This is a genomic window from Exiguobacterium sp. NPDC077395, assembly GCF_050269125.1.
GTDB lineage: Bacteria > Bacillota > Bacilli > Exiguobacteriales > Exiguobacteriaceae > Exiguobacterium > Exiguobacterium aestuarii_A.
The window spans coordinates 963,015-981,373 of the sequence record NZ_JBNNHU010000001.1; the positions used below are offsets into that span (position 1 = coordinate 963,015).

Sequence of the window (18,359 nt, forward strand, 5' to 3'; positions counted from 1 at the left end):
TCCGTCTCTTCTAATGAAAGCGCTTTATAATGACTGAACCGCATTCATTATACAATGACTTTCTCAATTTGAGAAGTCTAACATCAGTCATCCGTCATTTTCTCATTTTCAGCTCGGAGTCGTAAAACTTCGCGCTCAGCCCAGTTTGAAGGTTCTCGCTCGAACACGCTAGGGATGTTGTTCCAGCGTCCTCCCGTATATTGGTGAATGATGATTTGAGACTGAATTTCTTCCTCTTTATTCTCTTGTTTCACATATACGTAACGACCATCGGAACGTTGTTTTCTTGCTTTCACGTTATCAACAAGTTGGAGTGCCATCATATCTTTGATGTACGTTTTATGCGATGCATTGAGGATTGGAAAGAGAATTTCAATCCGCTTCTTCATGTTGCGTGTCATCCAATCTGCAGAAGAACAATACAAGTCTTCTTTACCATTTTGATAAAAATAAAAGATACGTGAATGTTCGAGATAGCGATCAATGATGGAGATGACTCGAATGTTTTCAGAGACACCTTTAATTCCGGGGCGTAAACAACAGATTCCTCGAACAATCAAGTCGATTTTTACACCTGCAGACGAAGCATCATATAATTTTGTGATGATGGCCCGGTCTGTAATCGAATTCATCTTCGCAACGATTCTACCGTTCCCATACTTCTCGTGTAGTTTGATTTCATCTTCAATTTTGTTGAGGAAGAAGTCTTTCATATCATCAGGTGACGTCTCGAATTGGTGCCAAGATGGTCGCTCTCCATAACCGGAGAGCCAGTTGAAGAAGTTCGTGGCATCCTCGGCAAGTTCCTCGTTTGTCGTCAAGAGCCCAATATCTGTGTACAGTTTTGCTGTAGAGTCATTATAGTTGCCCGTTCCGAGGTGAATGAATCGTTGCAACACACCACCTTCTAAAATACGTACGACGAGTGTGATTTTTGAATGCGTCTTAAGTTCTTTATAACCGTAAATGACGTGGGCGCCCGCTTTTTCAAGTTGTTTGGCCCATTGAATATTTTTCTCTTCGTCAAATCGTGCTTTCAATTCGACGAGGACGGTCACTTGTTTACCGCTCTCGGCCGCATCGGTCAAGGCCTTGATAATCGGAGAGTCACCGGAGACCCGATACAGCGTTTGTTTAATCGCCAGTACGTTCGGATCTTTAGCGGCTTGGACGATGAATCGTACGATTGGATCGAACGAGTGGTACGGGTGGTGAAGAAGATAATCTTGTTTGGCGATACTTTGGAATAAATCTTTTCCGGATTCGAGACCTTCCGGGATAAATGGGATCAACGTCTCATTGATCATGTCGTCATATTCTATCCCGATTTGACTATATATACCGAACAGGAAGGTCAAATCAATCGGACCATCCACAATGAAAATATCACGGTCGTGCAAATCAAGCACATCTTGAAGCATGAATAACAGTTCTTTTCGTAATGAGCGTTGCTGCACTTCGAGCCGGATGGCGACCCCATAGCGACGTTTTTTCAGCTCTTTTTCAATTTGTTTCAACACATCGCGACTCCCTTCCTCATGGAAAGGCATATCCGCGTTACGGGTAATCCGGAACGGCATCGTCGATTCGACGACAAACCCTTTAAATAAGGAATCGATAAATTGAATGATCAAATCTTCGAGGAGAATCAAATCGGTATGTTCCTCGTCGTCCGTAGGCAGTTCAAGATAACGGGGTAGGACGGAAGGTACTTGAACGAGGGCGAGTCGCTTTTTCCCTTCGCCATTCGAAGCGATTTCGACGGCAATATTTAATGATTTTGATAACAGCATCGGGAAAGGACGGTAGGCGTCGACGGCAATCGGTGTGAGAACCGGGAAGACGTGTGTACGGAAATACTCTTTCACGAATTCTTGTTGTGTCTTGTTCAGATGTTTCGTGCGCAAAAAGCGTACGTTTTGATTGGATAATTGTTTCGTGATTTTCTTATACGTCGCATATTGTGTCTCGACAAGTTCTTGAGCACGCATCGAGATGGCTTTAATCTGTTGCTTCGGAGTGAGTCCTGTCTTGTCTTCCGGACGGTTAAACCCTGCGAGCACCTCATCTTTTAAACCTCCGACACGAACCATATAAAACTCATCTAAGTTTGAACTGAAGATTGCTAGAAACTTCAGCCGTTCCATGAGCGGATTACGATCGTCCACCGCTTCCTCGAGGACACGCTCGTTGAAATCGAGCCAGCTAAGTTCCCGATTGTTGAAATGTTCGTACGTATAGTCGGGCATGTTTATTCCTCCTCGTTCAAGACAATCTCAATCGATTGGTCGATTGCGCGTTCTAAGTGTTTTTTGTGTCGAGTGCTTCGTTGTAACTCAAAGCGGGCAGACCCGTTCGTATCAAGTGAGAGTGTAAGACCATCTTTTGAGCTAGAGACGTGGATGTCCGTGACGATTTGGCGCTCTGTCAAATCAAGTGCGTCGACAAGTTTGACAATTGAACCGAGCAATTCAAGACTCTTCAACAATTTGTGGTCAAACCACTTCGGAAAGGCCTCGATATGTTGTTCTAACACGCGTTTTGATTTAAATGATGTAACGAGCGCGAGTGCGAGCCGGTCTTCATTATTCAACCCTTTGAAATCATTCGTCGTGATCAAATGGAACGTGTGGTCGCTCTTATTGTTATGGTCGATATATTCGCCGACATAAGCGAGACGACAAGCACCCTCGAGTAGACCTGGTTCGAACGGTTTCGGTTTGATGGCCTTCTCTTCAATCAGTCCGGTATACAGCTGACGAGCCAATCGAATCAAGTGTTGGTGGCGGGTCGGGTTCACATCATATTGTTTTTCAAAATGTCGGAAACTTTCTTCTTTCACATCGGCAAACCGCACTTTGTCATGCTCATGTAAATAGTTCTCATAAAACAATCCTTCTCGAAGTCCGTTATTGCTCATCGTGAACTCCGGAACTTTCAAATATTTCGCCAGTTCGCCGATGGCTGTGACAGCCGGGGCGATGATGTCGACCCGATCTTTTGACAGTCCATCCATTCGCCCGAGTTGCTTACTCGACATGCCGACGAGCTCATCCACGACTTCTTCGAGTTGATCGGATGAAATCGTATATTGATGGATTCCTTCAAGTGGGAAATTCGACATGGTCTGTTCGACGCGAACTAAGTTACGGGCTGTCCCTCCGACGCCGACAAGCGGGACGCCATGAGGTTCTAACCATTCGATTTCCTTAAATGCTTTCTTTAAGTATGAGGTCAACGCTTTGCGTTCGTCTTTTGTCATCGTATCGTCTTTCATGAACTCTTTCGTCAAGGTGACAGCACCAAACGGGAAGCTATGATAAAAGACAAGCTCACGATTCTGGAAATAGGTGACCTCCATTGATCCCCCACCGATGTCGACAGAGTAACCGTCTTCAACATACGTCGAATTGACAATGGCAGAGTACCCGTAGAATGCTTCTTCATAATCACTTAGCAAGCGAATCGTCATACCGGTGGCGGTTTTCACTTGCTGTAAGATATCATCCGAATTGTTTGCATTTCGGATGGCCGCGGTCGCGACAGGAAGAACATCAGTAACGATATGATAATCGTTCAATTCTTTAAAATGCCGAAGCGTATCGATCAAAGCAGCGATTCCGTCCTCTGTCATTTCATTCGAGTCACTAATATGACTAGATAAACGAGCTACTTCTTTCACGTTTAGGCGCTCGAAATATTGTCCTTCCTCGTTGACTTCAAAGATGACATTCCGAATCGAGTTGGATCCGATATCGATGACTGCAAGTTTCTTTTCCATAAAACCATCCCCTTCATATCTTTAGTGTAATCGACAAGGTTTTGGACGAACATATGATTTACGTGAATTTAAAACATTTTGATTGGCGAGAACGGTCTCGCTTGAAGGCGTGCCGGATATTCTGTATAATACAAACGCTTAGAAAGTAGAAATGATTACGATTTATCAAATGAGAGAAGGGATTAGATGACAGCATCCGTCGTCAAATTAAACGATGTGTCTTATTACTATGATGGGACACCGGCCTTACAACAAGTTTCGATTGATATTCGACAAGGGGACTTCGTCGCAATCGTTGGAGAAAACGGTTCTGGGAAGTCGACATTGATTCGAACGATTCTTGGTTTACTACAACCACAACAAGGATCCGTTGAACTGTTCGGAAAGCCAATTTCGCAGTTTAAAGATAAGTCTCGTATCAGTTACGTTTCCCAAAAAGCGGCTTCATTTAACTCGGGATTCCCGGTTACTGTTGAAGAAGTTGTGGCGATGGGGAGATATGGCCGCCTCGGTTTATTTAAGCGTCTAAAAATGGAGGACCAGGCAGCGATTCAAAATGCGCTTGAGACGGTCAACATGTGGCAGTTCCGCCATCGTAAAATTGGGGACTTGTCAGGAGGTCAACAACAACGCGTCTTTATCGCGCGGGCAATGGTCAATCAGCCTGACTTATTGATTCTAGACGAGCCTACGGTTGGTGTGGACCAGAAACACTTACAAGACTTTTATGAAGTGCTGCATATGCTCAGGGAACATACGACGTGTACGTTCGTCCTCGTCACCCATGATTTAAACGTCGTGACGGACCTCGTCACGAAAGTCGTCCATCTCGACCGTGGGCGTTTGGCATGTAATTGTGGTCTTCGAGAATATAGCGAGCTCGGTGAACTGGCGTCATCCATTAAACCATATCCTGTGAAAGTGCTTGTCCATGAGGGTACAACATGATTGCAGACCTTTGGACATACAGTTTTTTACGTTATGCGTTCATTGCAGCGCTCGTCATTGGTTTCACAGCACCGCTCATCGGCTCGTTTATCGTCGTTAGACGAATGAGTTTGATTGCCGATGCCCTGTCACATATGACGCTTGCCGGTATTTCATTCAGCTTATTTCTCGGGCAATACATCGCCTTATTCGCTGATCTCAATCCTCTCTATATGGGAACGTTGATTTCGGTATTGGCGGCGCTCGGACTCAACTGGTTACGAAGTAAATATGTTCACTTTCAAGAATTATCGATTCCCATCATGATGTCAGCTGGGATGGGACTGAGTGCTATTTTCATCTCGCTCTCAAGAGGATTCTCCGTGGATTTGTCGACGTTATTATTCGGATCAATCTCCGCAGTGAGTCAGTCAGATATCACATTGATTGTCAGTGTGGCGATTTTAACGGTCCTTGTAATCTTTATCTTCTATAAACAGTTATTGTTCTTGTCATTTGATGAAGAACAAGCGAAAGTCTCGGGACTTCCGAGCACATTGCTCCATCTATTGTTCATGTTCATCGTAGCACTTGTCATCGCTGTCAGTATGCGAATCGTCGGGACGCTTCTCGTATCAAGTTTGATTACGCTACCTGTCGCAGCGGCGTTACGTTTCACTTCAAGTTTCAAACAGACAATCCTTTGGTCCATCATCTTTGGTGAAGTTGCGACAATCGGTGGACTTGTCCTTGCTTACGACCTTGATGTCGCACCAGGTGGGGTCATCGTGTTAATCGCGGTCGGTATCTTGGCGGGTGTCATGATTCTTGAGAAAGTGATGAGTTTCAGGAAAAAGGAGGTACAACATGAATGAGACTGAACAATTGAATCGTCTTCGTGCATCTTCTTTAAAAGTTACGCCGAAACGTCTTGAGATGTATGCCTTTCTCTCTGAAGAAGATCGCTACGTCAGTGCTAAAGACGTACTGGAATATATGCGCGATAAGCATCCGACGATGAGTTTTGATACAGTTTATCGAAACCTCAAGTCTTTTGCTGAGGAAGGGCTACTCGAAGCGACAGAGCTTGAAGGCGAAAAGTCGTTTCGCGTCACATGTAGCGCATCACATCATCATCACCATTTGATTTGTCGAAGTTGCGGAAAGACAAAACTACTTGATTTGTGTCCGATGCGTTTTGTAGAAACAGTGGATCCTGAATTTGAAGTGGTCGATCATAAATTTGAGATATATGGGTATTGTAAAGAATGTAAGCAAAAGGGATTGAATTGATTCAATCCCTTTTTTGTATCGAAAGGGGGAAGTCAGATGATTTACACAGCGAAAGAAATCAAACAGATCGATCAAACCGCCAGTCAAAACGGGATGCCTGAGGCAGTATTGATGGAACGAGCGGCTTCGGCAATCGTGCCGAAGATGCAGATAGATTCCTCTTCAACAATTCTAGTGATTTGTGGGAAAGGCAATAACGGCGGAGACGGATGGGTTGTCGCGAGAGAACTTGCGGTGAAAGGTCACAACGTGAGCGTTTGGTCACCACTAGGTGAAAGTAAATCGGAGGCGGCATCGACACACGCGACTTATGCGGCATCATTCGTTCACATCATTGAGCAACCGATTACTACGGACGTCATCATTGATGCGTTGTTCGGTGTCGGACTCTCAGGACCCGTTTCAGGAAAAGCGAGAGACGTCATTGAATGGATCAATGAACAATCGGCAGAGGTGTTGTCGATTGACATTCCTTCCGGTATACCGAGTGACCACGCTCGTGAGTTTGATGGCCTGGCTGTTCAGGCGACCCATACTTATTCTTTACATGGCTATAAGCGGACAGCTTTTTTAAACCGCACTGCACTTTATTATGGGCAGCTCGAACGAATCGATATCGGGCTCCCGCATACATCGGACTGGAACGTATTGACCGAATCTGATTTTGATCAATCGCTTTTAGAGAGAGACCGATTCAGTCACAAAACGGATTATGGGCACGGCATATTGATTGGGGGAAGTCGTCATCTCCTCGGAGCCCCATTTATGGCGGGCCGCGCAGCACTTCGCTCCGGGATTGGCTTGTTAAACCTCTCGATCCCAAGGGAGGCGAGTCCTCTCATTCCGACGTTACCTGAAGCGATGTACGACCAGCATACGGATCTCTTAGAAAAAACATACGACGCGATTGCAATCGGTCCTGGAATGGTGGAAGGTGAGGGTTTGGACTTGATTTGGCAACAAGTGACTCGGCAATCATGCCCCGTCATCGTTGACGCGGGTGCACTATCGACGAAGCGACTTGAAGCACGAGGACCGCTCATCCTCACGCCGCACCCTGGTGAATTTTCAAAATTGACAGGTCGATCAGTTGAAGAAATTGAAAGTGACCGCTTCACCATTGCTACCGAATTTGCAAAACAGCACCGTGTCCATTTGATTCTAAAAGGCACATATACCCTCATCGTGGCACCTGACGGAACAGGCGCGGTCAATATAGTGGAAGCCTCTGCCTTAGCCAAAGGAGGGAGCGGCGACGTGTTGACAGGAATTTTGCTCGCATTATGGGCGAGAGAAGGTGGGGCATGGTCACCAAATGAACAAGCAGTCCTTTGGCACGCGCTCGCAGCTAAATCGATCAGTCAAACGATTCATCCAGCAAGTGTACTCGCAAGTGACGTGATTGAAGAACTTGGCCGCATCTAATTAAAAAAGGCACTCCCGTTAGCTGAACGGGAGTGCCTTTTAGCGTTGGTTAAGAACCATTTGTTTTTCGATATGCGCAATCTGATGATGTGCTTCACGCCATGTTGAGATGCGTGTCACACCTTCAGGTAGCACTTTCCGATTGTAAGGTGCATCGAACAATAGGACGGGGATAGACGTTTCTTCGTGGATCGATACCGCATTCTCATAACGGTCCTCCATGAATAATTCGAGTGACAAGTCTTTGACGACATTGATTTTATCGTGTGATCCGGTCATCACGAGCGAATCGAGTGGAAGTCGGTGACTCGTAATCCATTCTTCTGTGACAGGTCGAACCGCCTCGCTTCTTGCAGTGACGTAGTGAAGGTGATGTTGTTGTTTCAACTTCCATAATACGTCCAATACATCGGAATGGGGAAGGGAACGACGATAGATTGCTTCCTCATGTCCTTCTTCAATCATAAACTTCCAAAACTCATGCTGTTCCATCGTGGTATACGTATGCAGTTCATACTCTGTCGCACGATGATAGTCAATGGAGTAACCAAGTGATTCATTCATATATATAAAGCAACTTCTAGGGTCTGTTACGGTCCCATCTAAATCAATACCGATTCGCATCTCATCACTCCTCCTCACATGCCCTCTATTCTATCAAAAACCCGCACGGTTGCAACCGTGCGGGTAAAGTGATTCATTAATTTGATTGATTAGCAAGCTCTTGTTCTTCACGCTCGCGTTCAGCCATCTTCTCAGCAGCAATCGCATCGATTTCTTTTTTCAATTCCTCAACCATCGTGGCTTCAGGAACTTTACGGATAATCTTACCGTGGCGGAAAAGAAGACCTTCATTGCGGGCACCGGCGATACCGATGTCAGCCTCACGTGCTTCACCAGGACCGTTTACCGCGCAACCGAGAACAGCAACTTTAATGTTGACGTTAATGTTTTGAATATATTCTTCTACTTCTTTCGCGATCGAGATCAAATCGATTTCGATTCGACCACACGTCGGACAAGAGATTAATGTTGCGGCATTTGCTGCAAGACCAAATGACTTGAGCACTTCTTTCGCAACTTTTACCTCTTCGACTGGGTCATCTGAAAGAGAGACACGAACCGTTGAACCGATTCCGAGTGAGAGGATCGCGCCAAGCCCAGCTGCTGATTTAAGTGAACCAGAGAAAAGTGGACCTGATTCTGTGATCCCGACATGGAGCGGGTAATCAAACGTCTTCGCAGCGAGCGTATACGCTTCGAGTGCCAAGTTCACGTCAGAAGCTTTGAGTGAAATGATTGTGTTGTAGAATCCGAGGTCTTCGAGAATCTTCACGTGGTGCATCGCACTCTCGACCATTCCTTGAGCAGTCGGGTAACCATACTTTTCAAGGAATTGTTTCTCGAGTGACCCGGCATTGACACCGATTCGAATTGGGATTCCTTTTGCCTTCGCGGCGTTTACGACAGCTTCTACTTTTTCACGGCGCCCGATGTTACCTGGGTTGATTCGAATTTTATCGACACCACTTTCGATGGCTTTTAGGGCAAGCTTGTAGTCGAAGTGAATATCGACAACGAGCGGGATGTTAATACGGCTCTTGATTTCAGCGAGTGCGTCAGCTGCACGTTCGTCTGGACATGCCACGCGAACAACTTGACACCCAGCCTCTTCTAGACGCTTAATCTCGGCGACTGTCGCCTCGACGTCGTGAGTTTTTGTTGTAGTCATAGATTGAATGACGACTTCGTTCGATCCTCCGATAATCAAGTTACCGACACGAATCGGACGAGTTAATGAACGATGCAAAATTTCTGACATATACGTAATCTCCTTCTTTTGGAAAGATTCCAATCGATTTAAGAAAATAAGGTTTCTTCATTATCATAACGAAAAGAATGTGAAAAAGCATCTAGGATGCGTAACGGATGTGTGCTCTTTACAAACTCTAACGTTATCTTAACATCTACTTCATAATTTTCCACCGTCTCAAGACCGATATAAAGGCGAGAATAGAAAAAGAGGTGGCAACATATGAAATGGGGCTTCAAACGGAATCAAATGAAGGAAATGAGAGAAAACAATCGACCGAATCGGCATTTTAAAATGGCACACCGCCTCCAATGGACGCTCATGCCGATTATTTTACTAGTCTTTATCGTGACGTTTGGTTGGTTCGCATTAAAGTCTGAACAATTGTTGTCCGCAGAAATCGAGCAACGTCTCGTACGGGAAGTCACGGTCATGCGAGAATCGGTGAAGACGTCCTACAGTGCATACGTTGCAAACGAGAAGCAGCTAAATCGTTCATTGAAATCTACATATATGCAACAAGCTTCTATTCTATCGGGGGATGAATTCGAAGCCGCACAATTTTTAGTGCGTGGACAGTCTATTGAGCAATTGAGTGGACCAAAAGGGATGGAGAAAACAGAAACCTTGGAGAAAGTCGCATCGAAGACGAAACCGGAAGTGACAGAAACGGAACGATACTTAATGGCATCTATCTCCATTCCTGAGTTGAAAGCGGATTATGTTCTCGTCGTAACGAAAGAATCGACACTTGGTCCGATGAATGAGCTACGACGATTGATCATTTATATCTTATTGATTTCGATGATTGGGATGGCAATCCTATTTACACGATTGATTCAGCGCGAAGTCAGACCGTTGAGTATACTTGCCAATTCATTGCGTTATGCCGTAGAATCGCGCCGATTCGATGATGTGTCACTCGGAGCAAAATCAAAGGAAATTCATATTCTCGAAACCGAGTTCAATACATTCATTCATTTATGGAATCAATCAATGGATATGATGGGAAAGACGGCAAGTGCGTTCCATCAAAGTCTTCCTGTCTTTAAACGAGAATTGATGAACAGTCATCACCAAGTGGAACAGTTTCAAGAAGTCGCAACCACTGTAGAACATACGAGTGATTCGTATCAGATGGTAACGAGCGACTCTACATCAAAAATGAAGGAAGTGACCGAACAAATCGAAATGCTCGGACGTCAAATGGAAAGTGTCGATGAGCGGGGGAATCGCTTGAAGTCCATTTTACATGAAGAACTTGAAACCTTTTCATCTGTCAAAAACGCAAGTGAGTATGTTGAACACCAAGTAGGGAGTATTCAGCAAAGACTAATCGAAAGCGAAGCCAACTCGTCAAAAGCGGATGAAGCACTGAAGAGTATCCTCTCTGTGTCGGCAGCCACAAAGATGTTATCGCTTAATGCATCGATTGAAGCGGCAAGGGCGGGTGAGCATGGGAAAGGATTTGCTGTTGTTGCCAGTGAGGTGGGGAACTTAGCGAAAATGACAAATGAAGCGACACTGCTCGCGGTACATGCAATCGAAGCGCTGAACGAGGAGCGAAAGGATTTGTTAGTGGAAGTCCATGACTTCATCAATCAAGTACATGGATTAAAAGATGCCGTTTCACGAGTAGAGAGTGGAATTGGAACGATCGATCACGAGATCAAAGTTCAGCTAGGCGAGTTTCAATCCATCACGGATCATACCTCACACACAGGTAGACAGCTTTTACAATTAATCGAATCAAATGAGCAACTACGAGAAATCAGTTCGTTACTTGAACAAAAATTAGGAGAGCTGAGCGAGGGAGTCGATCGCTGGTCCCACGTTCAATCTGCCTTACGATCTGCGGGCGCAGACTTAGAAGGTCAAAGTGAAGCGTTAAATCGAACGCTTGAGGATCTTTCACCAAAATAAAAAACAACGACGAGCGTTCACGAAGACGCTCGTCGTTGTTTTTTTTGAGGTACTTTTGTTAATGGATAGGTGATATATCCAAGTCCAATCACAAAGCCAATCGAAATCAATGAAGAGTTCATGTGATACAAAATCACTAATAAAATTGTTGGTACAAGTGTCATCGACACTGCGTATGGCCAAGCTTGGCGGTAAGCCCACATGTTTTTGGAATAGACTCTTGTAAATAATTGAACATATAAAGCCATGAAAGCGACCCAGATTAAATAGAAAAAGAAGATGGCGAATCCGTGTAAGAAGAGCCACATTGGAATGAAAAAGTCAGGACGAATCACAATAAAGTCCAAGACGGTAATGAGTAACGTCAACACAAAAGTGGCTCCCATATAGGCGTGAAGTGGAGCGAGGCGGAGACGGAGGGCTCGTTTTGACGGCACTACGCTCGTTCGAATAAATGTAAAAATGGTGGACAACATGCTAAAAACTCCAATCTGTTATATTACAACATTCATAAAATCATTAAAATTAGTACAGTGTTTTAATAAAACTTTTACATAAAACGTGTTTACATGAAGATGCCGATGAAGGCATAATGAGTAGGGCATTAAAAACCAAGCAAATCCAACCAATTCTTAATTAAAAGGAGTACAAAAATCGTGGAATACAATTTGCAAGAAATGTTATTCATGTTTTTTGGAGGTCTAGGGATCTTCCTCTTCGGAATCAAATCGATGGGAGACGGACTCCAAAAGTCTGCAGGGAATCGCCTGCGCGACATCCTAGATAAGTATACAACGAATCCATTCCTTGGTGTACTCGCCGGGATTATCGTTACTGTATTGATTCAATCTTCTTCAGGTACAACCGTTATTACGGTCGGACTTGTTAGCGCCGGCTTCATGACACTCCGTCAAGCAATCGGGGTCATCATGGGGGCAAACATCGGTACAACGGTGACGGCATTTATCATCGGATTCGATGTCGGTGAGTATTCACTCCCGATGATTGCAATCGGTGCAGTCTTACTCTTCTTCTTTAAGAAAGAGCGTTACCAACATCTTGGACAAGTCATCTTTGGACTTGGTGCATTGTTCTACGGTCTTGAGTTGATGGGAGACGGCATGCGTCCGCTCCGCTCAAGTGAGTATTTCATCGACTTGACGCAATCAATGAGTGACAATCCGTTCCTCGGTGTCATCGTCGGTACAGTATTTACAGTTATCGTCCAGTCATCTTCTGCAACAATCGGAATTTTACAAGAACTCTATGCAGGTGGTTCAATCGACTTGGATGCCGCTCTTCCAGTATTGTTTGGTGACAACATTGGTACGACAATCACTGCCATTTTAGCATCAATCGGTGCATCGGTTGCCGCACGTCGCGCAGCTGCAGCACACGTTATCTTTAACTTAATCGGAACGACAATCTTCATGATCTTGTTGATTCCGTTCACAAACTATATTTATTGGATTACAGACTTCTTGGCAATTGAAGACAAGATGCAAATTGCATTTGCTCACGGAACGTTTAACGTCGTCAACACATTCGTCCAATTCTGGTTCATTGGAACGATTGCTTGGATCGTGACGAAATTGGTTCCTGGTGAGGATTCAATCGTCGATACGAAAGCACAGCACTTGGACCCAATCTTCATTCAGCAATCTCCTTCGATTGCAGTAGAACAAGCGAAGTACGAAGTCATCCGCATGGGAGATTTCGCAAAACTTGGTCTCGACGAAGCGCGCAACTATTTGACAACAGGAGATAAGAAGCACTCTGAAAAGTCTGCGCATATCGAAGAAGCGTTAAACTCGTTGAATGCGAAAATTACAGATTACCTCGTTAAATTGGCTGCGGTTGATTTGACTGAGCAAGAATCACAAGAGCACAAGACGCTCATGCATGCAATCAACGACATCGAACGTATCGGTGACCACGTTGAAAACATCATTGAGTTGATTGACTATAAGACTGCTACGAAAGTGACACTTTCAGCAGATGCTCAAAAAGAATTGACTGAAATGTATGACCTCACACGCGAAACGTTAGAGAAATCACTTCAGACGTTAGCGAGCGGTGACATGGTCGAAGCACGTAAAGTCATCGAAATGGAAGCGAAACTCGACATGCTCGAGCGTCAATTCCGTAAAAACCACGTTGTTCGTTTGAACACGGGTGCTTGTGATGGACAAGCAGGTATGTTCTTCGTCGACATGCTCTCAAACCTTGAGCGCATCGGTGACCATGCTATGAACATCACGGAAATCACACTCGAAGATGCAAACGAAGTGACGGTATAAAGATGAGGCACTCCAACTACGTGTTGGAGTGCTTTTCTTTTCAATGGAAAGGAATTTCCCTTGACAGTATGGAGCATATTCAGTATATTATTACTGTATAACAACATGGCGGTGTAGCTCAGCTGGCTAGAGCGTACGGTTCATACCCGTGAGGTCGTGGGTTCGACTCCCTCCGCCGCTACTTATAAGGACCCTTAGCTCAGCTGGTTAGAGCAGACGGCTCATAACCGTCCGGTCGTAGGTTCAAGTCCTACAGGGTCCATTTTAAACAACTTTCATTTTGTGAAAGTTGTTTTTTTGTTTTCAATCTAAAATTCGTGGGTAAATAGTCGTTAGCATTTTGTTTTTTGAAAAATATGAAATGAGGCGGACAAAATGGAACGAAATCACACCATGATGCAGTTTTTTGAATGGCATGTCGAAGCGGATCAAAAACATTGGAAGCGGTTAAAAGAGAGAGCGGAAGATTTAAATAAAGCTGGGATTACGGCGCTTTGGTTACCACCTGTTACAAAAGGTCAAAGTGGTGAGGATACGGGTTACGGGATTTATGATTTATATGATTTAGGTGAGTTCGATCAAAAAGGGTCGATTGCCACGAAATACGGAACGAAAAAAGAGCTTCTTGAAGCGACAGCCTATTGTCAGCAAGAACTCGGGATGCAGATTTATATGGATGTCGTCATGAATCATAAAGCAGGAGCAGATGCGACCGAGAAGTTCGAGGTGCTCGAAGTGGACCCGAACGATCGTACGAAAGTTCTTTCAGAAGAACCTTTTGAAATCGAAGGATGGACTAAGTTTGATTATGAAGCTCGTGATGGAAAGTATTCTACATTCAAATGGGACTTCACACATTTTAATGGAACGGATTATGATGCGGCGACAGACCGTTCTGGCATCTTCTTTATAGTTGGAGAGAATAAAAGATGGAACGACAATGTTGACGATGAATTTGGTGTCTATGACTATTTGATGTTCGCAAACATCGATTATCATCACCCTGAAGTTCGGGAAGAAGTGTTGAACTGGGGTAAATGGTTCATTGAGGAAACGAAATGTGACGGCTTCCGATTGGATGCAATCAAACATATCAACTATGATTTCGTGAAAGAGTTCAGTCAAACGATGCGGGAAGAGAAAGGCGATCAATTCTATTTCGTCGGAGAGTTTTGGAAGTCTGATTTGGACGCATGCCGTGAATTCCTCGATAACATCGATTACCACGTCGATTTATTCGATGTTCCGCTCCACTATAAATTACATCAGGCGTCAGAAGAAGGGGCCGCATTCGATATGCGTACCATTTTTGATGATACGCTCGTTCAGTCACACCCGCTCCATTCAGTGACGTTTGTAGACAATCACGATTCGCAACCGGAAGAGGCACTCGAGTCGTGGGTAAAAGATTGGTTCAAGCAAATCGCATACGGTCTCGTCTTGCTTCGTAAAGATGGCTATCCATGTGTCTTCTACGGGGATTACTACGGCATCGACGGACCTCACCCGACTGATGGGATGAAGCTCGCCATTGACACGCTTCTTTATGCTCGTCGGGAAAAGGCTTATGGGGAACAGGATGATTACTTTGATGATGCAAACGTTATCGGCTGGGTACGCAAAGGTGTGGAGGAGATCGAGCGTTCAGGATGTGCCGTTCTCATCTCAACTTCAGATGAAGCTGAAAAGAAAATGTTTGTCGGGGAAGAGCGAGCTGGCGAAACATGGGTCGACTTGACGAATACACGTGAAGATAAAATTGAGATTGATGATGAAGGATTTGGGGTATTTAAAGTGGCGGCGGGATCTATTTCAGTCTGGGCGTTACCAGAAGAAGATGTAGAGTGAAGCATTACAATTGAGTCGACCGTCACAAATCTGTTACATTTATAACGAACGTTGTTCAAAACACTTTTTAAGGGGGATTTTAGTAATGGCTAAATTTGAATTACCACAACTTGATTACGCATATGATGCACTCGAACCACACATTGACGCACGCACGATGGAAATCCACCACACGAAACACCACAACACTTACGTCACAAACGTAAACAATGCACTCGAAGGAAAAGACGTGGAGTACTCTTCACTCGAAGACTTGCTTCAAAAAATCGATTCGCTTCCTGCTGACATTCAAACTGCTGTCCGTAACAATGGTGGCGGCCACTGGAACCACTCGTTCTTCTGGAAACTCTTGAAGAAAAACGAGAACGGGACTCCTTCAGGCGATCTCGCTGCTGCAATCGACGAGTCGTTCGGTAGCTTTGATGCATTCAAAGACGAGTTTACAAAAGCTGCAACTACTCGTTTCGGTTCAGGATGGGCATGGCTCGTCGTGAAGAACGGCAAACTCGAAGTGACATCTACACCAAACCAAGATTCACCGATCATGGAAGGCGTTACGCCAATCCTCGGACTTGACGTTTGGGAGCACGCTTACTACTTGAACTATCAAAACCGTCGTCCTGACTACATCAATGCATTCTTCCACGTCATCGACTGGGATTATGTTGCGAAATTGTACGCTGACGCAAAATAAGTCGTTTGTCCCGAGATTCTTCATAGAGTCTCGGGTTTTTTTGTGTCTTTCATTAATTTGTAAACAAATTATGATATAGTGAAAAACGGACAAAATAGTAGATGACCGTGTACGCTATACTATAGAAGGAATCGATTGTGGAAGGAGATAACGGACTTGGCAAAAAATCGTGTGAAAGTGCCGAAGAAACGGCGAAACCACTTACCGTTACGTTTAAATTTGTTATTTTTCATCGTCTTCGTTCTATTTGCGACCTTAATCTTTCGATTAGGCGTCGTTCAAATCGTGAATGGGGAATTGATTGCACGTGAAGTACAAAAAACTGAGTCAAGTAAGATTAAATACGAGGTACCGCGAGGGAAGATTTATGACCGTAACGGTCAAGTGCTCGCGGATACGATTTCAAACTACTCGATCATGTACCGTCGTTCGCAGGTGACGAAAGCGGATGAACGCTTAGATGTCGCCAAAAAGTTGTCGGAAATCGTCGATATTCCGAAAGAAGATCGCAAAATGACGGAACGTGACCGTAAAGATTACTGGATTGCAACAAATCCAGAACTCGCACAAGAACGTACACAAGCATTGTTGGAGGAGTTACCGGAAGATGAGCGGGCTGCCTTGTCCAACCAAGATGTAGACCGGCTCCTACTCGACTCCATCACAGAAGAAGAGATCACGTTCGATGATGCGACAGAAGAAATCATCGCAATCAAACATAATATGGAGAGCGGCTATGCGCTCGACCCACAAGTCATCAAAATCGGCGCAAGCCCGAAAGAGATGGCGGTCATTGAAGAAAACTTAGAAATGTTGCCAGGCGTGAGCGTCGAACCATACTATCAACGGGACTATCCGTTCGATGAGACGTTCAAGAGTTTCCTAGGAAGCTATCGTCAAATCCCGGCCGAACAACGAGCTTCTTATCAGGCGAAAGGGTATGGATTGAACGACCGTGTCGGGACGTCCTACTTGGAGCAACAATATGAAGATGTCCTTCGCGGGACGCCTGCATACGATGTCTTCACGACGTATAAAGGTGAACCGGTCGGGGAACCGACTCGCGTGAGCGGGAACCCGGGTAAAGATATTGTGTTGTCGACTGACATCGAATTCCAAAAAGAAGTCGACGAGATTTTGAAAAAAGCGATTCGTGCAGGACGTTCGGGAAGTCCTCATTTCGACCGAGCGTTTGCTGTTGTCATGAACCCGCAGACGGGTGAACTCCTCGCCTTGTCAGGTCAGGAGCTTGATTTAGAGACAAACGAATTCAAAGATGTCTCGACAGGTACTGTGCTCCGTGCCAGCCAAATCGGTTCAACCATCAAAGGGGCGACGGTCGCTTATGGATTCGAAGAAGGTGTCGTCGAGCCAGGAGAATATATTTATGACGCACCGATTCGAATCGGATCGTCGACCAAAGCCTCTTACCGTAATATGGGGAACATTAACGATTTAGATGCACTTGCGATGTCATCAAACATTTATATGTTCCAAATCGCGTTACGTTTGGCTGACTATTATTCGACCGGACAAATTGTCGGGGAAAACGTCACACAGGCATTTGAAACGATGGAACATTACTATAAACAGTTCGGACTCGGAATCGAGACGGGAATTGATTTACCGTTCGAGTCGATCGGATTCCGTAGCGTTCCCGACCGTGTCACGCTCCTCATGGATATGTCGATCGGACAGTATATCTCGTACACGCCGATTCAATTGGCACAATATACGTCTACCTTAGCGAATGGCGGTTATCGCATTCAGCCACATTTACTAAAAGAAATTATTGAGCCAGGTTCGCTCGATGAAAATAAGAAACAAGTCGTCAGCACGTTCCAACCGAACGCGTTAAATAAAGTCGATATTCAAGACGAGTATATTGAGCGGGTTCGTGAAGGATATCGTCAAGGGGTTGAATCTTCATCTGGTTCATCTCGGATTTTGCAACAGACCGGGATGACTGCGGCCGGTAAGACAGGAACGGCACAGGCAATTGCTGAAGGTGCAGACGGTCAGGCGAAACGTAATGCAAAAGGGGAACCAATAAAGACGCTTAACTCGAACCACGTAGGTTGGGCGCCATTTGATGATCCTGAAATCGCATGGGCAATTATCATGCCTGGACTTGAGGCGGAAGGAATCAACACGCGGGTCGCGCACGATATTATGAAAGCTTACTTTAACTTAGAAGATGTGAATGCAATGCTTCAATGAAAGGAGTCACTTCGGTGGCTTCTTTTTTTGTCTTTACAATTCTTTTACGTTCCGTTTATTTCTCGTTAATAGAAGTTCATTAGGATATTAATTGTAGGACAGAACAACAGATCCACAACAAAAATCAAAGCAAAC

14 protein-coding genes and 2 tRNA genes are annotated in these 18,359 nt (G+C 44.8%); 11 read left to right on the top strand and 5 right to left on the bottom strand.

Going from position 1 to position 18,359, the window contains the following annotated elements:
- Positions 1–83: 83 nt before the first annotated feature.
- Together ACQKD4_RS04885 and ACQKD4_RS04890 are read right to left on the bottom strand one after the other, a co-directional pair.
- Positions 84–2,249 carry an RNA degradosome polyphosphate kinase gene (locus tag ACQKD4_RS04885; RefSeq protein WP_427372614.1) on the bottom strand — a complete coding sequence of 722 codons (2,166 nt, stop codon included), beginning with the start codon at positions 2,247–2,249 and terminating at the stop codon, positions 84–86.
- A 2-nt stretch (positions 2,250–2,251) separates the two neighbouring features.
- Entirely contained in the window at positions 2,252–3,781 is a 1,530-nt protein-coding gene (locus ACQKD4_RS04890) for a Ppx/GppA family phosphatase (protein ID WP_427372615.1), read from the bottom strand.
- 186 nt (positions 3,782–3,967) lie between these two features.
- Here ACQKD4_RS04890 and ACQKD4_RS04895 point away from each other — a divergent pair, with 186 nt between their 5' ends.
- From ACQKD4_RS04895 to ACQKD4_RS04910, 4 genes are read left to right on the top strand one after another with little or no spacing between them, the layout of a single operon-like run.
- On the top strand, positions 3,968–4,729 hold the full coding sequence (locus ACQKD4_RS04895; RefSeq protein WP_214693061.1) for a metal ABC transporter ATP-binding protein: 762 nt from the start codon (positions 3,968–3,970) through the stop codon (positions 4,727–4,729).
- Positions 4,726–5,583, top strand: coding sequence for a metal ABC transporter permease (locus tag ACQKD4_RS04900; RefSeq protein WP_214693059.1), 858 nt, complete (start codon positions 4,726–4,728; stop codon positions 5,581–5,583). Before ACQKD4_RS04895 ends, ACQKD4_RS04900 begins: the two co-directional genes overlap by 4 nt.
- Entirely contained in the window at positions 5,576–6,001 is a 426-nt protein-coding gene (locus ACQKD4_RS04905) for a Fur family transcriptional regulator (protein WP_214747940.1), read from the top strand. The genes ACQKD4_RS04900 and ACQKD4_RS04905 overlap by 8 nt, the downstream gene beginning before the upstream one ends.
- Positions 6,002–6,037: 36 nt before the next feature.
- Complete coding sequence (locus ACQKD4_RS04910) at positions 6,038–7,426, top strand: NAD(P)H-hydrate dehydratase (protein WP_427372617.1); 1,389 nt, start codon at positions 6,038–6,040, stop codon at positions 7,424–7,426.
- 39 nt (positions 7,427–7,465) lie between these two features.
- On the opposite strand, the gene ACQKD4_RS04915 is transcribed toward ACQKD4_RS04910, so the two are convergent.
- Positions 7,466–8,050: a hypothetical protein gene (locus tag ACQKD4_RS04915; protein ID WP_274665455.1), complete on the bottom strand. Its 585-nt coding sequence runs from the start codon at positions 8,048–8,050 to the stop codon at positions 7,466–7,468.
- 76 nt (positions 8,051–8,126) lie between these two features.
- A complete protein-coding gene (ispG, locus tag ACQKD4_RS04920; RefSeq protein ID WP_074033343.1) occupies positions 8,127–9,248 on the bottom strand; it encodes a flavodoxin-dependent (E)-4-hydroxy-3-methylbut-2-enyl-diphosphate synthase in 1,122 nt (373 codons plus the stop codon).
- Positions 9,249–9,461: 213 nt separating this feature from the next.
- On the opposite strand from ispG, the gene ACQKD4_RS04925 reads away from it, so the two are divergent.
- On the top strand, positions 9,462–11,162 hold the full coding sequence (locus ACQKD4_RS04925) for a methyl-accepting chemotaxis protein (protein WP_427372619.1): 1,701 nt from the start codon (positions 9,462–9,464) through the stop codon (positions 11,160–11,162).
- A gap of 17 nt (positions 11,163–11,179) precedes the next feature.
- Here the strand turns inward: ACQKD4_RS04925 and ACQKD4_RS04930 are convergent, their stop codons facing one another.
- Positions 11,180–11,638 carry a hypothetical protein gene (locus tag ACQKD4_RS04930; protein WP_214693050.1) on the bottom strand — a complete coding sequence of 153 codons (459 nt, stop codon included), beginning with the start codon at positions 11,636–11,638 and terminating at the stop codon, positions 11,180–11,182.
- A gap of 180 nt (positions 11,639–11,818) precedes the next feature.
- On the opposite strand from ACQKD4_RS04930, the gene ACQKD4_RS04935 reads away from it, so the two are divergent.
- From ACQKD4_RS04935 to ACQKD4_RS04960, 6 genes are all read left to right on the top strand, one after another.
- A complete protein-coding gene (locus ACQKD4_RS04935) occupies positions 11,819–13,462 on the top strand; it encodes a Na/Pi cotransporter family protein (protein ID WP_214693048.1) in 1,644 nt (547 codons plus the stop codon).
- 107 nt (positions 13,463–13,569) lie between these two features.
- A tRNA-Met gene (locus tag ACQKD4_RS04940) sits at positions 13,570–13,643 on the top strand.
- Between the two features lie 7 nt (positions 13,644–13,650).
- Positions 13,651–13,724 (top strand) — tRNA-Ile (locus tag ACQKD4_RS04945).
- 113 nt (positions 13,725–13,837) lie between these two features.
- Entirely contained in the window at positions 13,838–15,310 is a 1,473-nt protein-coding gene (locus ACQKD4_RS04950) for an alpha-amylase (protein WP_427372620.1), read from the top strand.
- Positions 15,311–15,395: 85 nt separating this feature from the next.
- On the top strand, positions 15,396–16,004 hold the full coding sequence (locus ACQKD4_RS04955; protein ID WP_074033338.1) for a superoxide dismutase: 609 nt from the start codon (positions 15,396–15,398) through the stop codon (positions 16,002–16,004).
- A gap of 156 nt (positions 16,005–16,160) precedes the next feature.
- Positions 16,161–18,224, top strand: a complete 2,064-nt coding sequence (locus ACQKD4_RS04960) for a peptidoglycan D,D-transpeptidase FtsI family protein (protein ID WP_427372621.1) — start codon at positions 16,161–16,163, stop codon at positions 18,222–18,224.
- The last annotated feature ends 135 nt before the right edge of the window (positions 18,225–18,359 follow it).